Origin of the sequence: Pseudomonas sp. FP1154 (assembly GCF_030687245.1) — a bacterium.
GTDB lineage: Bacteria > Pseudomonadota > Gammaproteobacteria > Pseudomonadales > Pseudomonadaceae > Aquipseudomonas > Aquipseudomonas rhizophila.
In genome coordinates, this window is sequence record NZ_CP117465.1 from 3965032 (window position 1) to 3988253 (window position 23222).

At 58.9% G+C, this 23222-nt stretch carries 26 protein-coding genes and 4 tRNA genes; 2 read left to right on the top strand and 28 right to left on the bottom strand.

Features of this window, described 5'->3' with window-relative positions; all coding sequences use genetic code 11:
• Window positions 1–30: 30 nt before the first annotated feature.
• From PSH91_RS17740 to PSH91_RS17805, 14 genes are all read right to left on the bottom strand, one after another.
• The gene (locus PSH91_RS17740; protein ID WP_076383940.1) at window positions 31–339 is read right to left on the bottom strand and encodes an AzlD family protein; all 309 of its coding nucleotides are present in this window, start codon (window positions 337–339) and stop codon (window positions 31–33) included.
• Window positions 336–1046: an AzlC family ABC transporter permease gene (locus tag PSH91_RS17745; RefSeq protein WP_047228560.1), complete on the bottom strand. Its 711-nt coding sequence runs from the start codon at window positions 1044–1046 to the stop codon at window positions 336–338. Before PSH91_RS17745 ends, PSH91_RS17740 begins: the two co-directional genes overlap by 4 nt.
• A gap of 161 nt (window positions 1047–1207) precedes the next feature.
• Window positions 1208–1576, bottom strand: coding sequence for a hypothetical protein (locus PSH91_RS17750; RefSeq protein ID WP_305466337.1), 369 nt, complete (start codon window positions 1574–1576; stop codon window positions 1208–1210).
• A gap of 204 nt (window positions 1577–1780) precedes the next feature.
• The gene (locus PSH91_RS17755; RefSeq protein WP_047228562.1) at window positions 1781–1978 is read right to left on the bottom strand and encodes a hypothetical protein; all 198 of its coding nucleotides are present in this window, start codon (window positions 1976–1978) and stop codon (window positions 1781–1783) included.
• Window positions 1979–2159: 181 nt separating this feature from the next.
• Window positions 2160–2666 (bottom strand): AAA family ATPase, encoded by a 507-nt coding sequence (locus tag PSH91_RS17760; RefSeq protein ID WP_305466338.1) that lies wholly within the window; start codon window positions 2664–2666, stop codon window positions 2160–2162.
• Window positions 2667–2778: 112 nt separating this feature from the next.
• Entirely contained in the window at window positions 2779–2979 is a 201-nt protein-coding gene (locus PSH91_RS17765; RefSeq protein WP_007895617.1) for a hypothetical protein, read from the bottom strand.
• A 207-nt stretch (window positions 2980–3186) separates the two neighbouring features.
• Complete coding sequence (locus PSH91_RS17770; RefSeq protein ID WP_305468559.1) at window positions 3187–3570, bottom strand: hypothetical protein; 384 nt, start codon at window positions 3568–3570, stop codon at window positions 3187–3189.
• Window positions 3571–3778: 208 nt separating this feature from the next.
• Window positions 3779–4267, bottom strand: a complete 489-nt coding sequence (locus PSH91_RS17775; protein WP_159285545.1) for a GNAT family N-acetyltransferase — start codon at window positions 4265–4267, stop codon at window positions 3779–3781.
• Window positions 4268–4335: 68 nt separating this feature from the next.
• Window positions 4336–5862 carry an IS66 family transposase gene (locus PSH91_RS17780; RefSeq protein ID WP_159285544.1) on the bottom strand — a complete coding sequence of 509 codons (1527 nt, stop codon included), beginning with the start codon at window positions 5860–5862 and terminating at the stop codon, window positions 4336–4338.
• A gap of 82 nt (window positions 5863–5944) precedes the next feature.
• Window positions 5945–6280 (bottom strand): IS66 family insertion sequence element accessory protein TnpB, encoded by a 336-nt coding sequence (gene tnpB, locus PSH91_RS17785; protein ID WP_158273383.1) that lies wholly within the window; start codon window positions 6278–6280, stop codon window positions 5945–5947.
• A complete protein-coding gene (locus PSH91_RS17790; RefSeq protein ID WP_237149625.1) occupies window positions 6277–6609 on the bottom strand; it encodes a transposase in 333 nt (110 codons plus the stop codon). The genes tnpB and PSH91_RS17790 overlap by 4 nt, the downstream gene beginning before the upstream one ends.
• Window positions 6610–7150: 541 nt before the next feature.
• Window positions 7151–7282, bottom strand: coding sequence for a YHYH domain-containing protein (locus tag PSH91_RS17795; protein WP_107322247.1), 132 nt, complete (start codon window positions 7280–7282; stop codon window positions 7151–7153).
• Window positions 7283–7580: 298 nt separating this feature from the next.
• Window positions 7581–7862: a hypothetical protein gene (locus PSH91_RS17800; protein WP_076383936.1), complete on the bottom strand. Its 282-nt coding sequence runs from the start codon at window positions 7860–7862 to the stop codon at window positions 7581–7583.
• Between the two features lie 71 nt (window positions 7863–7933).
• Entirely contained in the window at window positions 7934–8257 is a 324-nt protein-coding gene (locus PSH91_RS17805; protein ID WP_047230558.1) for a DUF2388 domain-containing protein, read from the bottom strand.
• Between the two features lie 531 nt (window positions 8258–8788).
• Here PSH91_RS17805 and PSH91_RS17810 point away from each other — a divergent pair.
• A complete protein-coding gene (locus tag PSH91_RS17810) occupies window positions 8789–9076 on the top strand; it encodes an antitoxin (RefSeq protein WP_305466342.1) in 288 nt (95 codons plus the stop codon).
• Between the two features lie 129 nt (window positions 9077–9205).
• Here the strand turns inward: PSH91_RS17810 and PSH91_RS17815 are convergent.
• Window positions 9206–9282: transfer RNA gene (locus PSH91_RS17815), tRNA-Val, on the bottom strand.
• A 183-nt stretch (window positions 9283–9465) separates the two neighbouring features.
• On the opposite strand from PSH91_RS17815, the gene PSH91_RS17820 reads away from it, so the two are divergent.
• Window positions 9466–10749 carry an FAD-binding oxidoreductase gene (locus tag PSH91_RS17820; protein WP_047229232.1) on the top strand — a complete coding sequence of 428 codons (1284 nt, stop codon included), beginning with the start codon at window positions 9466–9468 and terminating at the stop codon, window positions 10747–10749.
• Window positions 10750–10957: 208 nt separating this feature from the next.
• On the opposite strand, the gene PSH91_RS17825 is transcribed toward PSH91_RS17820, so the two are convergent.
• The 13 genes from PSH91_RS17825 to PSH91_RS17885 form a co-directional block, all read right to left on the bottom strand.
• Window positions 10958–11034 (bottom strand) — tRNA-Asp (locus PSH91_RS17825).
• A gap of 89 nt (window positions 11035–11123) precedes the next feature.
• A tRNA-Asp gene (locus tag PSH91_RS17830) sits at window positions 11124–11200 on the bottom strand.
• 58 nt (window positions 11201–11258) lie between these two features.
• Window positions 11259–11334: transfer RNA gene (locus PSH91_RS17835), tRNA-Val, on the bottom strand.
• Between the two features lie 102 nt (window positions 11335–11436).
• Window positions 11437–12210, bottom strand: coding sequence for an SDR family oxidoreductase (locus PSH91_RS17840; protein ID WP_047229233.1), 774 nt, complete (start codon window positions 12208–12210; stop codon window positions 11437–11439).
• Window positions 12207–13418 (bottom strand): O-succinylhomoserine sulfhydrylase, encoded by a 1212-nt coding sequence (locus PSH91_RS17845; protein WP_047229234.1) that lies wholly within the window; start codon window positions 13416–13418, stop codon window positions 12207–12209. Before PSH91_RS17845 ends, PSH91_RS17840 begins: the two co-directional genes overlap by 4 nt.
• A gap of 56 nt (window positions 13419–13474) precedes the next feature.
• Entirely contained in the window at window positions 13475–14980 is a 1506-nt protein-coding gene (gene purF, locus PSH91_RS17850; RefSeq protein ID WP_047229235.1) for an amidophosphoribosyltransferase, read from the bottom strand.
• Window positions 14981–15021: 41 nt separating this feature from the next.
• On the bottom strand, window positions 15022–15582 hold the full coding sequence (locus PSH91_RS17855; protein ID WP_039593931.1) for a CvpA family protein: 561 nt from the start codon (window positions 15580–15582) through the stop codon (window positions 15022–15024).
• 99 nt (window positions 15583–15681) lie between these two features.
• A complete protein-coding gene (locus PSH91_RS17860; RefSeq protein WP_047229236.1) occupies window positions 15682–16350 on the bottom strand; it encodes an SPOR domain-containing protein in 669 nt (222 codons plus the stop codon).
• Window positions 16334–17641: a bifunctional tetrahydrofolate synthase/dihydrofolate synthase gene (gene folC / locus PSH91_RS17865; protein ID WP_305466346.1), complete on the bottom strand. Its 1308-nt coding sequence runs from the start codon at window positions 17639–17641 to the stop codon at window positions 16334–16336. Before folC ends, PSH91_RS17860 begins: the two co-directional genes overlap by 17 nt.
• The gene (gene accD, locus PSH91_RS17870; protein WP_047229238.1) at window positions 17638–18558 is read right to left on the bottom strand and encodes an acetyl-CoA carboxylase, carboxyltransferase subunit beta; all 921 of its coding nucleotides are present in this window, start codon (window positions 18556–18558) and stop codon (window positions 17638–17640) included. Before accD ends, folC begins: the two co-directional genes overlap by 4 nt.
• Window positions 18559–18822: 264 nt before the next feature.
• Window positions 18823–19446 carry a phosphoribosylanthranilate isomerase gene (locus PSH91_RS17875; protein ID WP_076383919.1) on the bottom strand — a complete coding sequence of 208 codons (624 nt, stop codon included), beginning with the start codon at window positions 19444–19446 and terminating at the stop codon, window positions 18823–18825.
• A gap of 62 nt (window positions 19447–19508) precedes the next feature.
• Entirely contained in the window at window positions 19509–20333 is an 825-nt protein-coding gene (truA, locus tag PSH91_RS17880) for a tRNA pseudouridine(38-40) synthase TruA (RefSeq protein WP_047229296.1), read from the bottom strand.
• Window positions 20334–20637: 304 nt separating this feature from the next.
• Window positions 20638–23202, bottom strand: coding sequence for a FimV/HubP family polar landmark protein (locus tag PSH91_RS17885; protein WP_047229240.1), 2565 nt, complete (start codon window positions 23200–23202; stop codon window positions 20638–20640).
• Between the last annotated feature and the right edge of the window lie 20 nt (window positions 23203–23222).

Here is a 23222-nt window from a genome sequence, read left to right on the forward strand (position 1 = left end):
ATCGCCCGCTTGTGAGCGGGCGACATGGTTTCAGAACTGCCTGACCAAAGCGGCTGCAAGTATCCCGGCCGCAATCGCCGGCAGAGGTTTCTTCACGATCACCATGATGATAGCGGTGCTCAGCAAAGCCAGGCGCGCGCCGTTGTCACCCTCGATCGCCAACGGGGCAAGCACGGCCACCAATACCGAGCCGGACATTGCCGTGATGAATTGCTGCACCCGATAGTTGATCGGCACGAACGACATCACGAAAACACCGCCCCAGCGGGTCGCCAACGTCACGATGGCCATGATCAGGATGATCATCAGGGTGCCATGGCCCGCCGTGTCGATATTCATTGTTTTTTCTCCATCCACAACGCGCCCAGAATACCTCCCGCCAAAGCCCCCACCACGACATGACTGTTAGCCGGCAGATACCAGTAGGCCAACAGCGATGAACAGGCCGCCACCGTCCAGATGATGAGCATGCGCAGGTTCTTCTTCCCGCCCACGACCATCGCCAACAGGAAACACCCCATCACCATGTCGAGCCCGAAACTGACCGGGTCTTCAATGGCGCTGCCAAAGTGCAGCCCCAGCCAACTGCCCAGGATCCAGGCGACCCAGAGCGCGATGCCACCGCCAAATAAAAGCCCCAGCCCAGGTTTTCCACGGCTGAACGCTTGCATCGCCATGGCCCAGTTGGCGTCCGAGACCACCAGCATCACCCCATAACGCTTGGCAACCGGCAGCTCCCGTAGCCATGGGTAGAGCGTGGCGCCCATCAACAGGTGCCGGGCGTTGATGGCAAAGACGGTGATCATCAACGGAACGACCGGGACCTGTTGGCCCCACAGATCCAGCGCAGCAAATTGAGAAGCGCCGGCGAATACCAGCGTGCTCATGAGCACGGCTGAAACATCACTCAGCCCTGACTGCGCTGCGGCCAGGCCAAAGGCGACGCCGAATACAACGACGAACAGAGAAATGGGGAGCAGCTGTTTGAAGCCGTCGTAGATGTGATGGAGCTTTAGTTCATGCAGACGAGATTCTACGTTCGACAAGAGATGGCCTCTTAAAATATTTGCTGCGTCACTTGAACAACCCAGGGCCGCAAGACAGGAACCGTGTCAGCAAAGAAGTCATGGGGAGCCCTACGATTCAATGTAGGGCTTCCTTTAGCCATTCTCGTCAGTTATCACTGCGAGCGCACTGAACTGCTGACTTACTCAACCGCCGACCGGCTGTTACGCCAGAACAGATACGCCAGCCCCACCGGCGCTATGAAAATCGCCAACGACCAGCACATCGCCATGGTGAAAACCTTCACTATCAGCATGAACAGCGCATTCACGAAAAAAACGTTGTTACCCATGATGTAGCCAACAACGCTTTCGTAGACGAACCGAGAATACGGATAGAGCAATGAGTTGATGACCGCCAACACAATCAGCCCAGGCTTGGCACCGATTCCTCCAGGGCCATTGGCCGCCAAAGAGATGATCATCACAGCGAACACCAGCCCAAAAAGGAACTGACGGATGTAATAGCTGGTAGTAAGACCCCCAAAAGGTCTTGCGAAAAATGAGTGCATAGAAGATCCCTCTTGAACGCTGATTTAAACGAGGCGCCACCATACCAGCATCATTTTTTCGCGCAAGATCAAGCAGATCCCCGGATTGATGTCAGCGCAAGCGGTAGACAATCGGACCGAGTCCTTGCTTTAGAAACTGAGACCTACAAAAAACGGGCGACTCATAAGTCGCCCGCTTTTGCCATAAATCAGCAAGGACGAAAGCTAAGCGTCGGGATGCTCACTGGCCACCGAATCGGCGGCCTCCACATCAGACATATCCTCCTCGACAGGAGCCTCATCATCCGCCGGCAATGGAACCTCGGGGCCGTCCTTCTTGGGATCGTGGCCTGTTTCATTATCCGTGCCACGGGTTACGTCCTGCTGGGATTTGTTCCCAGGGGCATTCTCGTCGATTTCCATGATGGCTCTCCGTTCTGACGCGAGGGATTTCCACGCTTAAACATGAGAGATGTCTGGGCAACTGCAAGTGCCGGGCAATGGATGAACGGCAGGTACAGAAAAAACGGAGTTTGGATCGGTGGATTCAGGGAGCGTTGGCGCTGGACACGGAGTTCTGAGTGGACTGCGCCGCGCGCCGACGTTACTCACGGGACAGGAATCGGTCGATGATCATCGAGACCGCTTGCACCGGAGAGACCAAGGCTGTGTCTATGCAAAACGAAGCTTCATGCCATGGCTCATATTCATGATCCAGTACCGATTGCCAGGTTGGTGGAGTCAGCCCTGGAACATCAACCATCCTTGTTTCGACCCGGCGTCGATGTTCATCTTTATCGGAACAGACCACTTGGATATTTGCTAATCGGACACTGGCCTGTGAGGCGATTTCGCTCCACGCGATCCGGCTTTCGAGGACGGGATTGACACAATCAACAATGACCGTGCGGCCCAAACGAAGATTACTCCGCGCAAGCTCATTGGCGACCATGTAGCCACTGCGCCCCACATCTTGCGCAAGAGCGCCCGAGTTTCGAATCGCCTGCTCAATAGTATCGATCCGCAGGTACATGGCGCCTGTTGTCGCGGCGAGATCATTGGCGATAGTCGTTTTTCCGGTGCCGGGAAGGCCGCTGAAGACGATGAGCATTCCATATCCTTCGATTAATGCGTCAGGTAGAAAACCGGGGACCGACCACGATTTGGACCCTTGGAATCGTCCCGTTTCATATTGTGGGAGGTATCCCATTTTCCTTCACGCCTCAATGAAGAACCCTGCGGCTCTCCCCAATCCTGATCCTATCGAGCGCCCGGTTTAAAGCATCCAAGGCATCGAGCAGAGCTTTGGCCTCAGCTTCCCGACCATCACCCCAGAGGCGTTCAGCCATTTTGTTCAGTGCCTGGATAGAGCGTTCAATGTCAGCAGCCGTCGCTGCTTTGCTTTCCTGATGTTTCTTTGGCATTGGTTAACCCTTCCTCAGGGCGTGTTGCATCAGCTTCAATGCGAATACTTCGCCAACCGGAACACCTGCTTCAAAATGGAGAACTGCCGCTCCTGCCTCTTGGCGAAGGAGAGAGAACTGGAGGGCCAGACCACAATTCTTCGTCTCTGATCACCCACCTGTCTCAAATCGTGACCTGCCCCGTTATTCGCTTTGATTACGAAAGAATCAATCTTTTGCAACAACTAATGTTTGCTGAGTACCCCATGCCAAAAAATATCCTAGGGCACACGTCTCAATAACGCCCAACCTAGGGTCATAATAATCGATTGTATTAGCAGAATCATCATATCCCAATACGACCACGTAGTGAGATTCAACAAACACCAAGAACCCTGAATATTGGCTTGCATACTGCAAAATAGGCTCCAGCTTTGCATAAGCTTTAAGCTCTCTTGCCCCATGCACAAGTCCAGTCTCCTTTGAAAAGTGATAGGTATTGTAATATTTGGCCAGCTCTTCTAACTGATGAAAAGTTATCCCGTCGTGAACCCATTCAGGATAGAAACCAATTACAGCCTGCTCCGAGACCTGAACATCATTTAATCGCATAAGCACTGAAAAGCTCGCCGCCCAGCAACTATGACTCACCTTTTGTATCTCAAGCTTAGGAAAAATAGAAAAAAACGTAAGCGTCCGGTAATCCCACCCCTAGATCCCTAGGCTGCACAGCGCTGCCCATTCAGCACTGACGCACCTGAACCAAAGCAACCAACCGAATACCTGAAAGCAGCTGCATTAAGCGGGCTTTCAATGTGAGTTATGGTCGGGCCGCTCTCCTGCGGGCCATATGGATGAGTGCTGATCTACGACTATCCAGGGACATTCGCTCTTCGACAGCAAATGGTAAGAAGCCCAATTTTGGATAAAGCAGCAAGCCTGCTGTATTTTCGTTGAAGCACGAGATCTGCACCTCTGTGGCGTCGTAGCGGTCGAACGCCAGAGCTGTCATCGTCTCCACGATGAAGGTCGCCACCCCCTTTCCTCGTGCCTCTTGGGCAACGATGACATTGCCGATACAGCACACCCCACCCGTTTCAGCCCGATAAAAGTTAGCAAAGCCGACGACGCTGTTCTCGGTCTCAACAACCGTCGAGTCGAATCGTTGAGCAATAGCGTTAGACAGCTGAGCGTCAGTCAGAGGGTATTGAGCTTTCGGGAACATATAAAACAGTTCCCGAGCGTTCAGGGGAAAGCTACAGATAGTTTTGATGTCATCAGCCTTCACTGGCCTGTGTTGCAATATCATCGCGCGTCCTTGAGGTCTATACATCCGGCATTCTAGCTTACCTAGATTTGCTCAAACACCTTGCCTGGTTACCGGGGCACCCATTGGTGCGGTAGCAGGTTTGCAATATCCCACGCCCGCTGTGTCGGCAGCCGCGTGAGAACATCCTTCAGATAAGCATATGGATCATGCCCATTGAGCCGTGCCGATTGGATCAAACTCATAATCGCTGCGGCACGTTTACCACTGCGTAACGAGCCCGCGAACAGCCAGTTCGAGCGTCCAAGAGCCCACGGTCGGATCTGATTCTCGCACCAGTTATTATCGATGGGTACAGCACCGTCATAGAGATAGCGCGTTAGCGCTATCCAGCGCTTGAGGCTGTAATCCAATGCCTTCGCAATGGCCGATCCCTCAGGCACAAGGAGTCTCTGGGCGACCATCCAAGAATGAAGTGCGTCGATGATTGGCCCAGCTTTTTCCTGCCGTATTTGTTGCCGAACACCCGGTTCCAGCTCGCGGACTTCTCGTTCAACTTCGTACAAGGCCGCGATGTAGTGCAGCGCTTTTTCGGCGATCTGGCTCTTGCTGGTCGCGTGCAAATCGAAGAACTTTCGACGTGCATGGGCCATGCAGCCGATTTCCGTGACGCCCAGTTCAAAGCCTGCCTTGTATCCAGCAAAGTCATCGCAGACCAGCTTACCGTTCCAGTGGCCGAGGAAGTTTCGGGCGTGTTCGCCAGCGCGACTCGGGCTGAAATCGTAAACGACCGCCGCCATATCGGAGAACTGGCTGGTGGCATAGGCCCAGACGTAAGCGCGATGAGTTTTCTTCGCCCCAGGCGTCAGCATTTGTACTGGCGTCTCGTCGGCATGGACGACACCGTGCGTCAGCACAGCTTCGCGCAGTGCATCGACCAGAGGCTGTAATTGGACGCCGCAGTTGCCCACCCATTGCGCCAAGGTCGAGCGAGCAATAGGCAGCCCCGCGCGGCCGAAGATTTTCTCCTGCCGATACAGCGGCAGATGATCGGCAAACTTGGCCACCATGACGTGGGCCAGCAGGCCCGCTGTCGGTATGCCTTTGTCGATGACGTGCGCCGGTACCGGCGCCTGGATCAGTGTTTCGCACTGCTCGCAGGCCCATTTCCCACGGATATGACGCTCGACAGTGAAGACGCCCGGTGTGTAGTCGAGCTTTTCGCTGGCATCTTCACCGATACGCTTGAGGGCGCAGCCGCATTGGCAGTGGCTGTTTTCCGGTTCGTGATGGATTAGCGTGCGAGGGAACTGCGGTGGCAGCGAAGCGCGCTTGGGCTGCTGGCGCATTTTGGCTTCGACAGACATCGGTTGCAGTGCTTCAAGCTCAGCTTCGATGGCGGCAATATCGGTGTCGATCAAGTCGTCGAGCAAGCTGGCTTGATCCGGACTTAGCTGCTCGCTGCGCTTGGCAAACTTGAAGCGTTTGAGCAGCGCGATCTCGTGGGCCAGCTTCTCGTTGACCGACTTGTGATGAGTGATTTGCTTGTCCATCGTCTCGACGCGCTGGATCAACTGCGCCGCCAAGGCGCGCAGTTCTTCAGGGTTCAATTGATCGAGATTCGGATGCGAAGTCATGCCGCCGATTTTGCCAGAGAGGGCTAGTGGCGGCGATAGACGGATGGGCCATTTGCGCTGGCAAGCGCGCCATGGCGACGAGTTAGAGCACCGTGATGGCTCCTCCGGAACCGACGCGTTGCCAAGGTAAACCGAGCACCAAGGCTTGAAGTTGCTCTGCATCCAACTCGACTTCAGAGCCGTGCCGCACGCCCGGCCAAAAGAAGCGCCCTTGATTCAAGCGCCGGGCTGCAAGCCAAATCCCCACGCCGTCATGCACCAACACTTTCATACGATTGGCGCGGCGGTTGGCGAACAGATAAGCACAGTGCGGCTTCGCCGCACCGAACACCGCGACAACTCGCGCCAGCGCGGTTTCAGTGCCGGCGCGCATGTCCATGGGCTCGATGGCGAGCCAGATGGTGTCGATGCGGATCATCGCAGCAGGTCTCGCAGGAAAGCGGAACATGTCGCTGCATTTTCTGCTGGCCAGCTCACCACGACCACGCCTTTTGAATGAGGCACTTCGATTCGAATCGTGGCCGGAAGAACTTGAGGGGCTGCTGTCGAAGACAATGGCTTGACCGGAATAAAGGCAGTTTGCAGTGCCAGGTTTTTCTGCCCATGCACCCGAATCCATTTATGGACGAGGTTGGCATTGAGGTTGTGGGTCAAGGCGACCTTGGCAATCGAGGTGTCAGCCTGCGCACACTCGGCGATGACCTGGGCCTTAAAGGACTTGGAATAGGAACGGCGTTCTTGTGGCATGGGCGTCCGCTTAAAAAGGCTAAAAATGGTGTCCACTTAATTTTAGGTGGACACCATCGCCCTAAGCGATGGCATCAGGAAGGTGTGTTGCCCGGACGGTTACAAAAAAACTTTTCTCGAGTGACACCTTCATATGCCATATGAACTCCCTTTCATTGGAAAGCCAATCGATCAATCCATACGTTAAACGTAACTGTCCAACTATTTACTTGTAGTTGATCAATGCACATTTTTCCACAATCTCGAGGATTCCTATGCCGGAGGCAGGATGCACGCACAATTCTTGAAAACTGGCAGCGGTCGCGGTCAACTCGCGGGTCCCGTCTTCCGCCTGGTTTCCGAAAACTTAACGGCAGCCAGTTTTTTCCCGAACCAACCAAAACAAAGGGTTTTCAGCGCGGCGAAATATATCTGTCCCCCCTTTTCCAATTGGCCTCGTCTTTCCTGCCCGGCTTCCGACATTCGCGCGACAGACGGGATCAGATCGACGCCCATCCACTTGAGAAGACCGCAGCCTCTTCAGATCCCGGTGCTGTTCGGGTCAATGGCAGTGGCGTGTTCCAGCTTTCTTGTCGTTATGACAGCCCTGCTTGTCCGTACGGCCACCATGAGCAATTGCGGATACAGAGGTGACTGCAATAATTGCTGCCAGTACTAGGGTGATGATTTTCATGGTCCACTTCCTGTGATTGCGAGTTCCTGGGTTGTGCCGATTTGGCTGACCGACGCGAGTAGATCGTGGTGCCTATATCTCCCCGCCTCGTCAGGCGATTCATACATGCTGAATGCATAGAATTTAGCACCATTACTTCGCCACTACGAGCCGCATAACAGGGCTTGCCCTTTGCCATAGGGTCAGGGGTAAAACTGGGAAAAGGCCACGGTTTTGGGGCCTCTTGTAATCGGCCCGATTCATAATCGTGGTATGTCCCGTTTCCTCCACTTCAAAGCTGGGGTTCAGGAGAAAGCCGTTACCGTCGAGGACAGCCTATCTTGAATGTCCGAATGGATAACGCTTCGTTACGCGCATCCTTTTCGTTCTGAGCCTTCATGGTGAAGCTACCGTCTTGGTAGCTGCGAGCCATAGCTTGGTTATTCTTATCGATTTCATCGTAGATGCGAGCACACTCGCTGGTCGTTGCTTCAGGAGTCGTCGGCACTGGCGCGTTTTCTATGTCCAGCACGTACTGGGATTTCTGATAGGCACAGCCGGTAAGAGCGAAGATAGCGAAAATTGTGATGACTTTATTCATGAGATTTCCATATCGTTAGTGAAACCAGGTCCGCTTTAGTAAACAACTGTGCAGCTCTTCCCAATCTTTCTTCAATAGGACGTCGCGATTGCCTGAGCAAGTTGCATATCAGACATCAGAGGTGACGTGTAGGTCGCGCGGTAATATCGGCAAGCCTGTTCGAACTGTGCACCGCGGATCTCGCCATCTGAACCCATAAACGCGAGCGCATCAGCCTTGGCAGGCTTGAAGTTCTTTGTAGCCTGCAGAGAGAGCCCGGTCGTTCCTGCAAGAAGGAAGGTAGGTGCCAGCGTTATCATCATCATCGAGTTTTGATACGAGCCCTTATCTTCCGCTACCGCTTGAGCGCTGATCGACACCATGATGGCGACGGCCACAGTCATCCATGAATCCATTCTTTGATGCTTCCATTTCGATCTAGGGGCACCACGATAGCAGAGTAGGTACTCACCACAAACAAGAAGCTCGGCGCTGGGCCGGGCCGTGCGAAGGGCTGAAAGGGGACGGGCTAAAAGGGGATAGATTTATTTTCTAGCCGGCTGCCAGTTGATCCAAGCGAATACATTCGATGAAAACTCTCAGCGCAGCGAAGTAAAAATAAATCTGTCCCCTTTTCTACTGCGGATTGATGTCAGCGCAAGCGGTAGACAATCGGACCGAGTCCTTGCTTTTAGAAACTGAGACCTACAAAAAGCGGGCGACTCATAAGTCGCCCGCTTTTGACATAAATCAGCAAGGACGAAAACTAAGCGTCGGGATGCTCACTGGTGAAGAAGGTAGCGGAGCAAATACGCCAGCGGCATACGCACGACGGACTGAGCGATGTCCCGTGGTTTGACTGGACTTGGGCCTCGCATGGAGATTCTGGGCAGTGGTCACTCCAGAATAAAAAGACCAGAATAAAGACCTATTCAGGAGTCATATCCATGCAAAATATTCTGGCCGATGTGGCCGTCAGCGTATCTGAACTCATGAAGAACCCATCTTCCGCCTTGAGCAGCACCAATGGCTTACCTGTGGCCGTGCTGAACCACAACCGCGTTGTGGGCTACATGGTCCCGGCGAATGTCTATGAGGCGATGGTCGAGCGCCTGGACGAAGTGGAACTCGTACACCTGGTCAAGGCACGTCTCGACGCCAACGAAACACCTGTTCGAGTATCTCTCGACGATCTGATTGGCGAGGCCGAAGCAGATATCGCCAATGGCCGTTGAGTAGCGACAAAGCCCGCGTATCGGCTATCAGTGGCTTCCACTATAACAAGCCTCCCCAAACCCCAGACGCAAAAAAGGGCCAACCTCTCGGTTGACCCTTCTAGACCGCCCAGCAGAGCGGATTTTGTTTGGTAGGCGCGATTGGACTCGAACCAACGACCCCCACCATGTCAAGGTGGTGCTCTAACCAACTGAGCTACGTGCCTGCTGTGAGGCGGCATTCTACGGAATTCCGAAGGGGTGTCAATACCTTTTTTTCACCTAACCCTATGAATATGCAAAATATTTAATTTCGCCAAAGCGCCGAAGATTTGGCGGTGGCTGGCGGCTGATTTTTATCTCGGGTAGGATCGGCGCATTCGTAAAAAATATAAAACAGAGGTTGCAGAATGGCGAACACACCGTATCCAGAATCTTATTACGCCGCGTCGGCCAATCCGGTTCCAGCTCGCCCTGCCCTGCAGGATGATGTCGAAACGGATGTTTGCGTGATCGGCGCTGGTTACACCGGCCTGTCCTCTGCGCTGTTTCTGCTGGAGAACGGTTTCAAGGTCACGGTCCTTGAGGCGGCAAAGGTTGGCTTTGGCGCTTCAGGTCGTAATGGCGGGCAGATCGTTAACAGTTACAGCCGCGACATCGACGTGATCGAGCGCAGTGTCGGGCCTCAGCAGGCGCAGTTGCTGGGCAATATGGCGTTCGAGGGCGGTCGGATCATTCGCGAGCGGGTGGCGAAGTATCAGATTCAGTGTGATTTGAAGGATGGCGGAGTGTTCGCTGCCCTTACCGCCAAGCAAATGGGCCATCTGGAGTCGCAGAAGCGTTTGTGGGAGCGTTTCGGGCATACCCAGCTTGAGTTGCTCGATCAGCGGCGTATTCGCGAGGTGGTGGCCTGCGAGGAGTATGTGGGCGGGATGCTGGACATGAGCGGTGGGCATATTCATCCGCTGAACCTGGCCCTCGGTGAGGCGGCGGCGGTGGAGTCTCTTGGCGGGGTGATTTATGAGCAGTCGCCGGCGGTGCGCATCGAGCGTGGCGCCAGCCCGGTTGTGCATACACCGCAGGGCAAGGTCAGGGCCAAGTTCATCATCGTGGCGGGCAATGCTTATCTGGGCAATTTGGTGCCCGAACTGGCAGCCAAATCCATGCCTTGCGGCACCCAGGTTATTGCCACCGAGCCGCTGGGCGATGAGCTGGCTCGCAGCCTGCTGCCTCAGGACTATTGCGTTGAAGACTGCAACTACTTGCTCGATTACTACCGACTCACGGGCGACAAGCGTCTGATTTTCGGCGGCGGCGTGGTGTATGGCGCGAGGGATCCGGCGAATATTGAAGCGATCATTCGTCCGAAGATGCTCAAGGCATTCCCGCAGCTCAAGGACGTGAAGATCGACTACGCCTGGACCGGAAACTTCCTGCTGACGCTATCGCGCCTTCCGCAGGTCGGGCGCCTGGGGGACAACATTTATTATTCCCAGGGCTGCAGCGGCCATGGCGTGACGTATACGCACCTGGCGGGCAAGGTCCTGGCCGAGGCGCTGCGTGGCCAGGCTGAGCGTTTCGATGCGTTTGCGGACCTGCCCCACTACCCCTTCCCCGGCGGTCAGTTGTTGCGCACGCCGTTTGCGGCGATGGGGGCTTGGTATTACGGGCTGCGGGATAGGCTTGGGTTCTGAGACTCGTCGGACGACTTCATAGAAAAGGGCTGCTGCGCAGCCCAGCGGGAGCAAGCTCCCTCGCCACGGGCGCGTTCCAACCTTTCAGTGTCATTATCCCGAAAACAAAAAACCCCGGTCTTTCGACCAGGGTCTTTGCTATCGACTAGAAGTAGCTTTTCAGCTTTCTTCTTAGCTTCAAGGCGTTCAGTGGGCCTCGAAGCAGATATGGCGCAGCGGACGGGACTCGAACCCGCGACCCCCGGCGTGACAGGCCGGTATTCTAACCGACTGAACTACCGCTGCGTATCGCTATGGACTTGCGTCCAGTTAACTCGTCTGATCCAACCTCTTGGGTTTGGATCTCGAACCAGGCGAACCTGCTTCGGAAAATATGGCGCAGCGGACGGGACTCGAACCCGCGACCCCCGGCGTGACAGGCCGGTATTCTAACCGACTGAACTACCGCTGCGCGTCGGTGGAGGCTTTTGACAGCTTCCGTCTTGCTTTCGCAAAACTCTCGTAAAACATGGTGGGTGATGACGGGATCGAACCGCCGACATTCTGCTTGTAAGGCAGACGCTCTCCCAGCTGAGCTAATCACCCTTTGCTTCGTTGAGGCCGCGAAATTTACGCAGGTACCGAAGCTAAGTCAATAGCAGGGTTGAAGTTTTTTCAAAACAGTTCAAGCGGCACGCACAACCGCTCTCACTCATAAATCATTTTCTTGGTCATGCCACCGTCCACCACGAACTCCTGGCCCGTGACAAAACCGGCATTGCGCGACAACAGCCACGCCACCATCGCCGCTACATCCTCCACCGTGCCTACCCTGCCTGCCGGATGCTGAGCATGATCGGCATCGCTGAGCGGCTGCGCGCGACGCTGGGACGGGTCCCGTGCGTCGATCCAGCCGGGGCTGACAGCATTGACCCGGATCTCCGGCCCAAGGCTGATCGCCAAGGCATGGGTCAGGGCGAGCAAGCCGCCCTTGCTCGCCGCATAGGCTTCGGTGTCGGGTTCTGATTGTGCGGCACGGGTCGAGGCCAGGTTGACGATGGCGCCATTGTGGGCACGCAGGTAAGGCGCACAATGCTTGGCCAGCAGCATGGGACCACCCAGGTTCACCGCCAGGACCCGATTCCAGTAGGCCAGATCCAGGCTTTCCAGGGTGATGTTGTGGGGATCGGCGATGGCCGCGTTGCACACCAGCGCGTCAAGCCGCCCAAACTGGCCCAACACCTCGGCGATTCCCGTGGCGACTTGCGTCTCATCCGCCACATCCATGGTGATGAACCAGGCGTTCTCCCCCAGCGTCTTGGCGACCTTGGAGCCGCGCTCACGATCCAGGTCAGTCAGCACCACCTGCCAGCCCTCACAGATCAGCCAGGTAGCAATCCCCAGGCCGATACCCCGCGCGGCGCCTGTCACCAGAGCTACCCGGCCATGAGTGCCGCCGTGCGGCGTTGCCAGCTCGATCACAAGGCGGCCAACCCACGGGCCAGATCGGCTTGCAGGTCAGCCACGTCCTCCAGACCCACCGCGACGCGGATCAGGCTGTCGCGGATGCCCGCTGCTTCACGCTCCTGGGGCGTCAGGCGACCGTGGGAGGTGGTGCTTGGGTGAGTGATGGTGGTTTTGCTGTCACCCAGGTTGGCGGTGATGGAAATCAACCGGGTGGCGTCGATGAAGCGCCAGGCGCCCTCCTTGCCCCCTTTGACCTCGAAGCTCACCACCGCACCGAAACCGCGCTGCTGACGCGCGGCCAGGTCATGTTGCGGATGGCTCTTGAGGCCGGCGTAGTGCACTTTCTCGATGCCATCCTGCTGCTCCAGCCACTCAGCCAGCAGTTGGGCGTTGGCGCAATGGGCTTTCATACGCAGGCCCAGGGTTTCCAGGCCTTTGAGGAAGATCCAGGCGTTGAACGGACTCAAGGTCGGCCCGGCGGTGCGCAGGAAGCCCACCACTTCTTTCATCTGCTCGCCACGACCGGCCACCACGCCGCCCATGCAACGACCCTGGCCGTCGATGAACTTGGTCGCCGAATGCACCACCACGTCGGCACCCAGCTTCAGTGGCTGTTGCAACGCCGGCGTGCAGAAGCAGTTATCGACCACCAGCATGGCGCCCTTGGCGTGGGCGATTTCCGCCAACGCGGCGATGTCCACCAGCTCGGCCAGGGGGTTGGACGGCGATTCGACAAACAGCATCTTGGTATTGGGCTTGATTGCCGCATCCCAACCGGACAAGTCCGCCAGGGGCACGTAATCGACTTCCACGCCGAAACGCTTGAAGTACTTTTCGAACAGGCTGATGGTCGAGCCGAAGACACTGCGCGACACCAGCACGTGGTCGCCAGCGCTGCAAAAGCTCATGACCACGGCCATGATCGCCGCCATGCCGGTGGCGGTGGCCACAGCCTGCTCGGCACCTTCCAGAGCAGCGAGGCGCTCTTCGAAAGCCCGCACGGTGGGGTTGGTGTAGCGCGAGTAGACGTTGCCCGGCACCTCGCCGGCAAACCGGGCCGCCGCATCGGCAGCGGTACGGAACACGTAGCTGGACGTGAAGAACATCGGATCGCCATGCTCGGCTTCCGGCGTGCGGTGCTGACCGGCGCGGACCGCCAGGGTATCGAACGCTACACCCTCAAGGTCGCTGTCCAGCCGACCGGCATCCCAATCCTGACTCATGCTGTCGCTCCTGTAGTCATTAAACGCAAACCGGCCCCTCAGGGCCGGCTTGTCACTCAGTTGTTGTACAGATCGATGATCGCGCTGACCGCCTGGGTCTTGGCCTTGGACGCATCGTTACGAGCGTTCTCGATCTTGTTCAGGTAGGCCTCATCGACGTCACCGGTGACGTACTTGCCGTCAAACACTGCGCAGTCGAACTGCTCGATCTTGATCTTGCCACCACCCACCGCTTCTATCAGGTCCGGCAGGTCCTGATAGATCAGCCAGTCGGCGCCGATCAGGTCGGCCACTTCCTGGGTAGTGCGATTGTGGGCGATCAGCTCGTGGGCGCTCGGCATGTCGATGCCGTAGACGTTCGGATAACGCACGGCCGGCGCCGCCGAGCAGAAGTATACGTTCTTGGCACCGGCTTCACGGGCCATCTGGATGATCTGCTTGCACGTGGTTCCGCGCACGATGGAGTCATCCACCAGCATCACGTTCTTGCCGCGAAATTCCAGTTCGATGGCGTTGAGCTTCTGGCGTACCGATTTTTTCCGCGCGGCCTGGCCGGGCATGATGAAGGTACGGCCGATGTAACGGTTCTTCACGAAGCCTTCGCGGAACTTGACGCCCAGGTGGTTCGCCAGCTCCAGGGCCGCGGTGCGGCTGGTGTCCGGGATCGGGATGACCACGTCGATGTCGTGGTCCGGCCGCTCGCGCAAGATCTTGTCGGCCAGTTTCTCGCCCATGCGCAGGCGGGCCTTATAGACCGAGATGCCGTCGATGATCGAGTCCGGGCGCGCCAGGTAGACGTGCTCGAAGATGCACGGAGTCAGGCTCGGGTTGGTCGCGCACTGACGGGTGAACAACTTGCCGTCTTCGGTGATGTAGACCGCTTCGCCCGGGGCCAGGTCGCGAATCAGGGTGAAGCCCAGCACGTCCAGGGACACGCTTTCCGAGGCAATCATGTACTCGACGCCTTCGTCGGTGTGACGCTGGCCGAACACGATCGGGCGGATGCCATGGGGGTCGCGGAAACCGACGATGCCGTAACCGGTGATCATCGCCACGACCGAGTAGCCGCCGACGCAGCGGTTATGCACGTCGGTCACAGCGGCGAACACATCTTCTTCGGTAGGCTGCAGCTTGCCGCGCTGGGCCAGTTCATGGGCGAAGACGTTGAGCATCACTTCCGAGTCGGAGTTGGTATTGACGTGGCGCAGGTCCGATTCGTAGATCTCCTTGGCCAACTGCTCGACGTTGGTCAGGTTGCCGTTGTGCGCCAACGTGATGCCGTACGGCGAGTTGACGTAGAACGGCTGGGCTTCGGCCGAAGTCGAGCTGCCCGCTGTTGGGTAGCGCACATGGCCAATGCCCATGTGACCGACCAGGCGCTGCATGTGACGCTGATGGAACACGTCACGCACCAGCCCGTTGTCCTTGCGCAGGAATAACCGGCCGTCATGGCTGGTCACGATACCGGCAGCGTCCTGGCCGCGGTGCTGGAGCACGGTTAGCGCGTCATACAGCGCCTGATTGACGTTCGACTTACCGACGATACCGACGATGCCACACATGCGACACAACCCCTACTTAATGGATCTGAACTGAACAACACTCACTGCGGCGTTTTGGCCATCGGCAAGAGTTGTTCCTTGAACGGTATTTCAGCGGGTACGCTGATACCGCTGGCAAGCCACTGACTGCTCCAACCCAGGATCAGGTTCTTGGACCAGTCTGCGACCAATAGAAATTGTGGCACGAGCCGGGACTCCTGCCACCACGTATCCTGCTGTACCGGCCCCAGGCTCAATAGCCCGACAGCCACGACCACCAGCAACGCGCCACGCGCCGCGCCGAAGGCCATGCCCAGGAACCGGTCCGTCCCGGAAAGCCCGGTGACGCGAATCAGTTCGCCGATCAGGTAGTTGATCATTGCGCCGACCAGCAAGGTGGCGATAAACAAGATGGCACAGCCCGCGATCACGCGGGCCGACGGAGTTTCAATGTATCCGGCGAGGTACTGGGACAACGAACCACCAAACATCCAGGCTACGACCCCCGCGATGATCCAGGTCAGCAGCGAGAGGGCTTCCTTGACGAAGCCGCGGCTCAGACTGATCAATGCGGAGATGGCGACGATTGCAACGATCGCCCAGTCAACCCAGGTAAATGGCACGGTGCAGCCTACAGACGGATAAGGCGGCGCATTTTAGCAGAGGCCAGAGCTGTCGGTAAGCTGCGATTGTCAGTGTGATTCAAATCAGGCAAACCGCCGTCAACCGCGCTCAGGCTGAAAACGCACCACAAAACCCTTGAGGTTCTGCTGGCGGCTGAGCAGGTCCCGCAGCCGATCAGCCTCGGCACGCTCGATCAGCGGCCCCACAAATACGCGATTCTTGCCATCGGCGGTGCGGATATAGGCGTTGTAGCCCTGGCTGCGCAGGGTTTTCTGCAGTTTTTCGGCACTCTCACGATTGCTCAGGCTGGCCAACTGAACGGACCAACTGACCGACAGACCGTTGGCGTCCACGCGGCTTTGCGTGGTATCCGGCTTGGCCGGGGCTGGGGTAATCGGTTGGGTCGGGGCCGGCTTGGCCACCGGTGCTGCCGGGGCTGGAGCGACTGCCGGCTTGCTCGGAGCCGGCGCTGCCGTGGCGGGCGCCGCCGGCGCAGGCTCGATCGGCAGGGAAGGCGCAGGTTGCTCGGCCAGTTCCTCGTCGCTCGGAACGGGTTCCTGGGGTAGCGCTTCAGGTTCAGGCACCAGCACCGGCTCGACCTGCACGGGCGCGACAGACGGCGCCTGGGGGGCAGCCGGAGCGTCGACCGTAACCTGGCGCTGCTCATCCTGACGAGAAAACAGCATCGGCAGGAAAATCACCGCCAAGGCCACCAATACCAGGGCCCCGACCATGCGCTGCTTGTACGCTTTATCCAGCAATGCCATCTGCAGCTTCCTCCGTGGAGCGCCGGGCCAGCCATTGAAGGGCCTCGGCAACACAAAAAAATGATCCGAACAGCAGGATCTCATCGTCGACCGTCGCCAGGGCGCACTGCCCTTCCAGCGCTGCGGCCACGCTGTCATAAGTCTCTACGCAAGCGCCGCGACGCTGCAAGGCTTCCCGTAGTTCGGCAGCCGGGCGCGAGCGCGGAGAATCCAGCGGTGCTACCGCCCAATGCTGGACACTAGCACCCAACGCATCGACAACGCCATCCAGATCCTTGTCGCCAAGCAGCCCAAACACCGCCAGGCGGCGCCCGGCTACCGGCCGCCGCGCCAGGCGCTCGGCCAGATACTGCGCCGCATGAGGGTTGTGGCCGACATCAAGCAACAGATTCAGGCGTTTGCCGTGCCAATCGAACTGGCGGCGATCGAGACGACCGACGACGCGAGTCGCTTGCAACGCTTCGATAATTTGCCCGGCATGCCATGGCAGGTCCAGCAACAGGTAGGCCTGGAGCGCCAGCGCGGCGTTCTCCATCGGCAGCTCCAGCAGCGGCAAATCGCGCAACTCCACCGGATTGCCCCGGGCGTCACTGCCCCGCCATTGCCAATGTTGCTCAGTCATTGCCAGGTCGAAATCCCGCCCGCGCAGAAAGAACGGGCAGCTCAACTCGCGGACCTTGTCCAGCAACGGTTGAGGGGGATTGAGGTCACCACAGAGCGCAGGCGCGCCCGGGCGGAAGATGCCGGCTTTCTCGAAGGCGACGGACTCACGGGTGTCACCCAGGTAATCGGTATGGTCCACACCGATGCTGGTGACCAGCGCAACGTCCGCATCCACCAGATTGACAGCATCGAGCCGGCCACCCAGGCCGACTTCAAGCACCACGGCATCAAGACCGGCACCCGCGAACAGCCAGAACGCCGCCAGGGTGCCCATCTCGAAATAGGTAAGGGAAATCTCGCCCCGCCCGGCTTCCACCGCAGCAAAGGCTTCGCACAACTCGGCGTCAGAGGCTTCGACGCCGTTGATCTGCACCCGCTCGTTGTAGCGCAACAGGTGCGGCGAACTGTAGACACCTACGCTCAACCCCTGGGCCCGCAACAGCGAGGCCACGAAGGCGCAGGTCGAACCCTTGCCATTGGTGCCGGTAACGGTGATGACCCGGGGCGCCGGCTTGGCCAGTCCCATGCGGGACATTACCGCTTGCGAGCGCTCCAGCCCCATGTCGATGGCTGACGGATGCAACTGCTCAAGGTAGGCAAGCCAATCGCCCAGGGTACGTTGGGTCATATGTTCGCTGGCACCGGCGGAACCACGATCGGCTCGATGGGGGCGGCGACGAATTTCGGGGTCGGCAGGCCCATCAGTTGCGCCAGCAGATTGCCCAGACGCGGACGCAACTCCTGGCGGTGGATGATCATGTCGATGGCGCCGTGCTCCAGCAGGAACTCACTGCGCTGGAAGCCTTCCGGCAATTTTTCGCGCACGGTCTGCTCGATAACGCGCGGGCCGGCAAAACCGATCAGCGCCTTCGGCTCGCCAACGATCACATCGCCCAGCATCGCCAGGCTGGCGGAAACGCCGCCGTAGACCGGGTCGGTCAACACCGAGATGAACGGAATGCCTTCTTCACGCAGACGCGCCAGCACCGCGGAGGTCTTGGCCATTTGCATCAGGGAGATCAGCGCTTCCTGCATACGCGCACCACCGGAAGCGGCAAAGCAGATCATCGGGCAACGGTTTTCCAGGGCATGGTTGGCGGCACGCACGAAGCGCTCGCCGACGATGGCCCCCATGGAGCCCCCCATGAAGGAGAACTCGAAGGCCGAAACCACCACCGGCATGCCCAGCAGGGTGCCGCTCATGGACACCAGGGCGTCTTTTTCGCCGGTCTGCTTCTGGGCCGCGGTCAGGCGATCCTTGTACTTCTTGCCGTCGCGGAATTTCAGGCGGTCCACCGGCTCCAGGTCGGCACCCAGCTCAACACGGCCTTCGGCATCCAGGAAGATGTCGATACGGGCACGCGCACCGATGCGCATGTGATGGTTGCACTTGGGGCAAACGTCCAGGGTCTTTTCCAGCTCGGGGCGGTACAGCACCGCTTCGCAGGATGGACATTTGTGCCACAGACCTTCAGGCACCGAGCTTTTTTTCACCTCGGAACGCATGATCGAAGGGATCAGTTTGTCTACCAACCAGTTGCTCATGCTTTCTTTCTCCAGTACCGGTGACCCGAACGCTCTGGTTCGCGGCCCCGCGTATGCCCTTGAGCTAAATTCATTGTGCGGCGAGGGTCGAGGGACCACCACGATCAGCGCGAAGCATGACCTGCGGCAGCCCAACCTCCTCAGCCATCCCGGCAACCGCGGCACCGCGGCTACCACTACGCTATCGGCCCACCCGGAGGCGGCGCCTGCCTGCTTTGTACAGTGCTGGTATGGACGGCGGCAGTCTGCCAGCCGTCACATTGACTACTGGCTGCTGCGTACAGCGGCCATGAACGCACGAATCCTGGCCGGATCCTTGATGCCCTTGCTTTGCTCTACCCCACCGCTGACATCGACCGCGTAAGGGCGAACCTGACGGATGGCTTCGGCCACGTTTTGCGCCGTCAACCCACCGGCGAGGATAATCGGTTTGCTCAGGCCCTGGGGCACCAGCGACCAGTCGAATGCTTCACCGGTCCCACCGGGAACGCCTTCCACATAGGTGTCCAGCAGTATGCCACTGGCACCGGCAAAGGCATCGCAACTGGCCGCGATGTCATCACCGGCCTTGACCCGCAACGCCTTGATGTACGGACGATGCCAGCCCTCGCAATCGGCGGGCGTCTCGTCCCCGTGAAACTGCAACAGGGCCAACGGCACCGCGTCGAGTATCTCGCCCAGCTCACAACGACTGGCGTTGACGAACAGGCCGACGGGGGTCACGAACGGAGGCAAGGCCCGGATGATCGCCCTCGCCTGCTGCACCGTCACCGCGCGCGGGCTCTTGGCATAAAACACCAGCCCGATGGCATCGGCACCAGCCTCCACCGCCGCCAGCGCGTCCTCGACGCGGGTGATCCCGCAAATCTTGCTGCGAACGGCCGGCATGTCGTCAAAACCTCAGGCAAATCCGTGAAAGTCCCGGATGGTAGCAAATGCTGCGCAGGGCGTCAGCCGTCGAGTTCCGAGAAGCCCGTGAGGAAATGTGGCCCGATGTAACGCTGCGGCAGCTCGAATTCATCGTGGTATTCGACCTGCACCAGGTACAGGCCAAACGGGTGCGCCGTCACGCCGCCGGAACGCCGGATGCGGCTTTCGAGCACTTCCTTGATCCACTCCACCGGCCGCTCACCGGCACCGATGGTCATCAGCACGCCCGCGATGTTGCGCACCATGTGATGCAGGAAGGCGCTGGCGCGGATATCGAGCACGATCATTTTGCCGTGGCGGGTCACCCGCAGGTGATGCAGCTCTTTGATCGGTGACTTGGCCTGGCACTGGCCGGCGCGAAAGGCGCTGAAATCATGAACACCGACCAGGTACTGCGCGGCTTCAGCCATGCGCTCGACGTCCAGCGGACGGTGGTTCCAGGTGATTTCTTCGTTCAGATGCGCGGGGCGGATCTGGTCGTTGTAGATCACGTAGCGATAACGCCGGGCGATGGCCTTGAAGCGTGCATGGAAATGCGCCGGCATTGCCTTGGCCCAGCTGACACTGACGTCGTGAGGCAAGTTGATGTTGGCCCCCATGACCCAGGCCTTCATCGAACGCTCGACCTGGGTGTCGAAATGCACCACCTGGCCGCAGGCGTGCACGCCGGCATCGGTACGGCCGGCACAATGCAGCGACACGGGCGAATCAGCGACTTTGGACAGTGCGTTTTCGAGGGTTTCCTGCACCGTCGCCACACCGGAGGCCTGGCGCTGCCAGCCGCGATAGCGCGAGCCTTTATATTCAACGCCCAGGGCGATCCGGAAAAAGCCGTCGGCCGCCATTTCGGCGGCCGGGTTGTCTATGTTTGCCAAGGAATTACAGCCTGCTGAAGTACGCAAAGGCGGGCATTATAAGGCCGGCGGGATGGGATGCCAGTCCAACCGGTGGTCATGTGTTGAATGTACTGGCGCCATCGCGAGCAGGCTCGCTCCCACAAGGGATTTGTGCTGGGCGCAGGATTTATGAATACCCGAGAACCTCTGTGGTAGCGAGCCTGCTCGCGATGAGGCCCGCCAGCCACCCTAAACTCCATCCCAAACAAAAACGGCAGCCTCACCGGCTGCCGCTTTTGTTTACCCGATCACCTCAGGCCAGGCGCGACAACATTTCCTGCGCCTCGCTCTTTTGCGTGGCATCGCCTTCGCTGAGGACTTCGCCGAGGATATCCCGGGCACCATCGTTGTCACCCATGTCGATGTAGGCCTGGGCCAGATCGAGCTTGGTCGCCACTTCATCGGTACCGCTGAGGAAGTCGAAATCCGGCTCATCGTCGGCACTGGCCAACGCGTCTTCAGCAGTAAAAGTCGGCTGAGCGAGGCTGTCGGACAGGCGCTCAAGCTCGGCATTGACATCGTCCAGTTCGGACTCGAAGGCGTCCTTGGGTTTGTCTTGCTCGTCCATTTCATCGGCCAGGGACAGGTCGAAATCTTCCGGCAGCTCAAGGTCGTCAGACGGGGTGTCGGCCACCGCAGGGGTTTGGACGGCAGGCTCATCCAGGCCCTTGAGGTCGTCATCCAGGTCCAGCAGGAAGTCTTCGTCGGCCAGGGCCGGCGTCGGCGCCGGGGCGTCGGCACCCAGGTCAAGGTCGAACTCCGACAGGTCATCCAGGCTTTCATTGGCCTCGGTCTGCTGCTTGAGCAACGATTCGAAGTCCAGGTCATCATCGGACGGGAATGCATCCAGCTCGACGACAGGCTCTGGCTCAGGCGTTGCCGGTGCGGCTTCCAGATCCTCAAGGCTCAGGTCGAAGGCGCTGTCGAGCTCCTCATCGGTGGGCGGCGTATCTTCCAGCAAATCCTTGACGTACTGGGCGTCCAGCTCGGCAGCGACTGCCGCGGCGGCCAGACCGGCAGTGGTGGCGACCACCATGGCCGGGAAACGGCTTTTGAGCTGTTCGACCTGGGCATAGTTTTCGCCGTTGGCCACCAATTGGCGCTCTTGGGCAACAAAAGCATCGCGGTCGCCCTGCTGACCGTAGACTTCCATCAGTTTCAGGCGCAGGTCGCTGCGCTGAGGCTCGGCCTTAATGCCTTGCTCAAGCAGATCGGCCGCCTGATTCAAACGACCACGATCAATGTGGGACTGGGCCTGACCTAGCACATCGTCGGAACGCTCGGCAGCCGGAGCCACCAATGGCGCGGCGATCGGCGGCGTGACGATCACGGGCGCAATCACCGGGGCTGGCTTGGGCGCTGGCGCAGGAGCGGGTTTTGGTTCGAGCTTTACGCTTGGCGGTGGAACTTCAATGCCCTCGAAGCTGCTCGGGGGCAGATCGAGCTCCGGGGAGAAATCAGCCTCCTCCTCTAGGGCTCGGGCCATGCGCAAGTGCTTCTCGGCTTCCTGTTGCGCCTTGCGGCGACGGGCCAGCAACAGCAGCAACAACAGCAGGATCAACGCGCCACCGCCAACCAGACCCAACAGGATCGGATTGGTCAGCAGATCGTTGTACTTTTGTTCGCTGGACGCTGCCGGAGCTGGCTCCACGGGAGTCGCGGGCGGCGTCGCTTCAGGCGCGGGCGCAGGAGCTTGTGCCGTTGGGTCCGGCGTCAATTCTGCCGACATCGCCGGGGCCGACTCATCGAGCGGCGGTACGGCGACACCATCAGCCTGCATTTTGGCCAGCTGATTGTTCTTCAGCTCGATCAGGCGCTGCAGCTTGTCCAGTTGGCTCTGCAGATCCGCCATGCGGCTTTTGAGCTCTTCATTGTCGCGGCGAGCCGAATCGAGGCTTTCCTGGGTGACCGCGAGCTGGTTGCTCAGGGCTTGGGCATCGCCGGCAGCGCCTTTGGCGCCGGCCTTCGCGGCCTCGGCGGAGACCAGACTCAGATTATCGCGACCGGCCGCCTGGGCCGGTGCAGCTTGACTGCCACCACGCTTGGTACCGTCCAACTGCTGCTGGCCGGAACGCGCAACGCCCCGCCGCCCCTGACGCCAGGCGGCATTCTGCGCAGCCACTTCAGCGATAGCCTGGGGCTGCGGCAACGCGGTGCTTTGCACCGGGTCCGGCAGACGCAATACCTTGCCGGTCTTGAGCAAATTGATGTTGCCGTTGATGAATGCGTCCGGGTTCAACGCCTGGATCGCCAGCATGGTTTGCTGGATCGATCCGCCGTTGCGCACCTTGGCGGCAATTTCCCAAAGTGTATCGCGCGGCGTGGTGGTGTATTGGGAAGGCTTGGTGGCGCCCGTCACCGGCGTGGAGACGACCTGGGACGGCTTCGTCCGGGCGGCGTCAGCCGCCTGGGGGGAGAATTTGGAAGGGTCGATCAACACGCTGTAGTCGCGCAGCAGACGGCCATTGGGCCACATCACCTGCACCAGAAACTTGACCATCGGCTCCGACAGCGGCTGGCTGGAAGTCACCCGCAAGACGCTCTTGCCATTGGCATTGATTACCGGGGTGAAGGTCAGGTCATTGAGAAACGCCTGGCGGTCGATTCCGGCCTTGGCAAACTCCTCGGGCGAGGCCAGGCTCGGCACGACTTCGGCGGCGGTCAATTGCTGGACGTCGAGCAGCTCGATCTCGGCGACCAGAGGCTGGTTCGGCGGCGACTTCAGGGTCAATTCCCCGAGCCCGAGTGCTTGCGCCATACCGGAGGACAGCGCCGAGGCGGCCGCTATTGCTAACACCAGTTTGCGAACTTGAACCATAGCCTCTTCCTTTGTTTGAA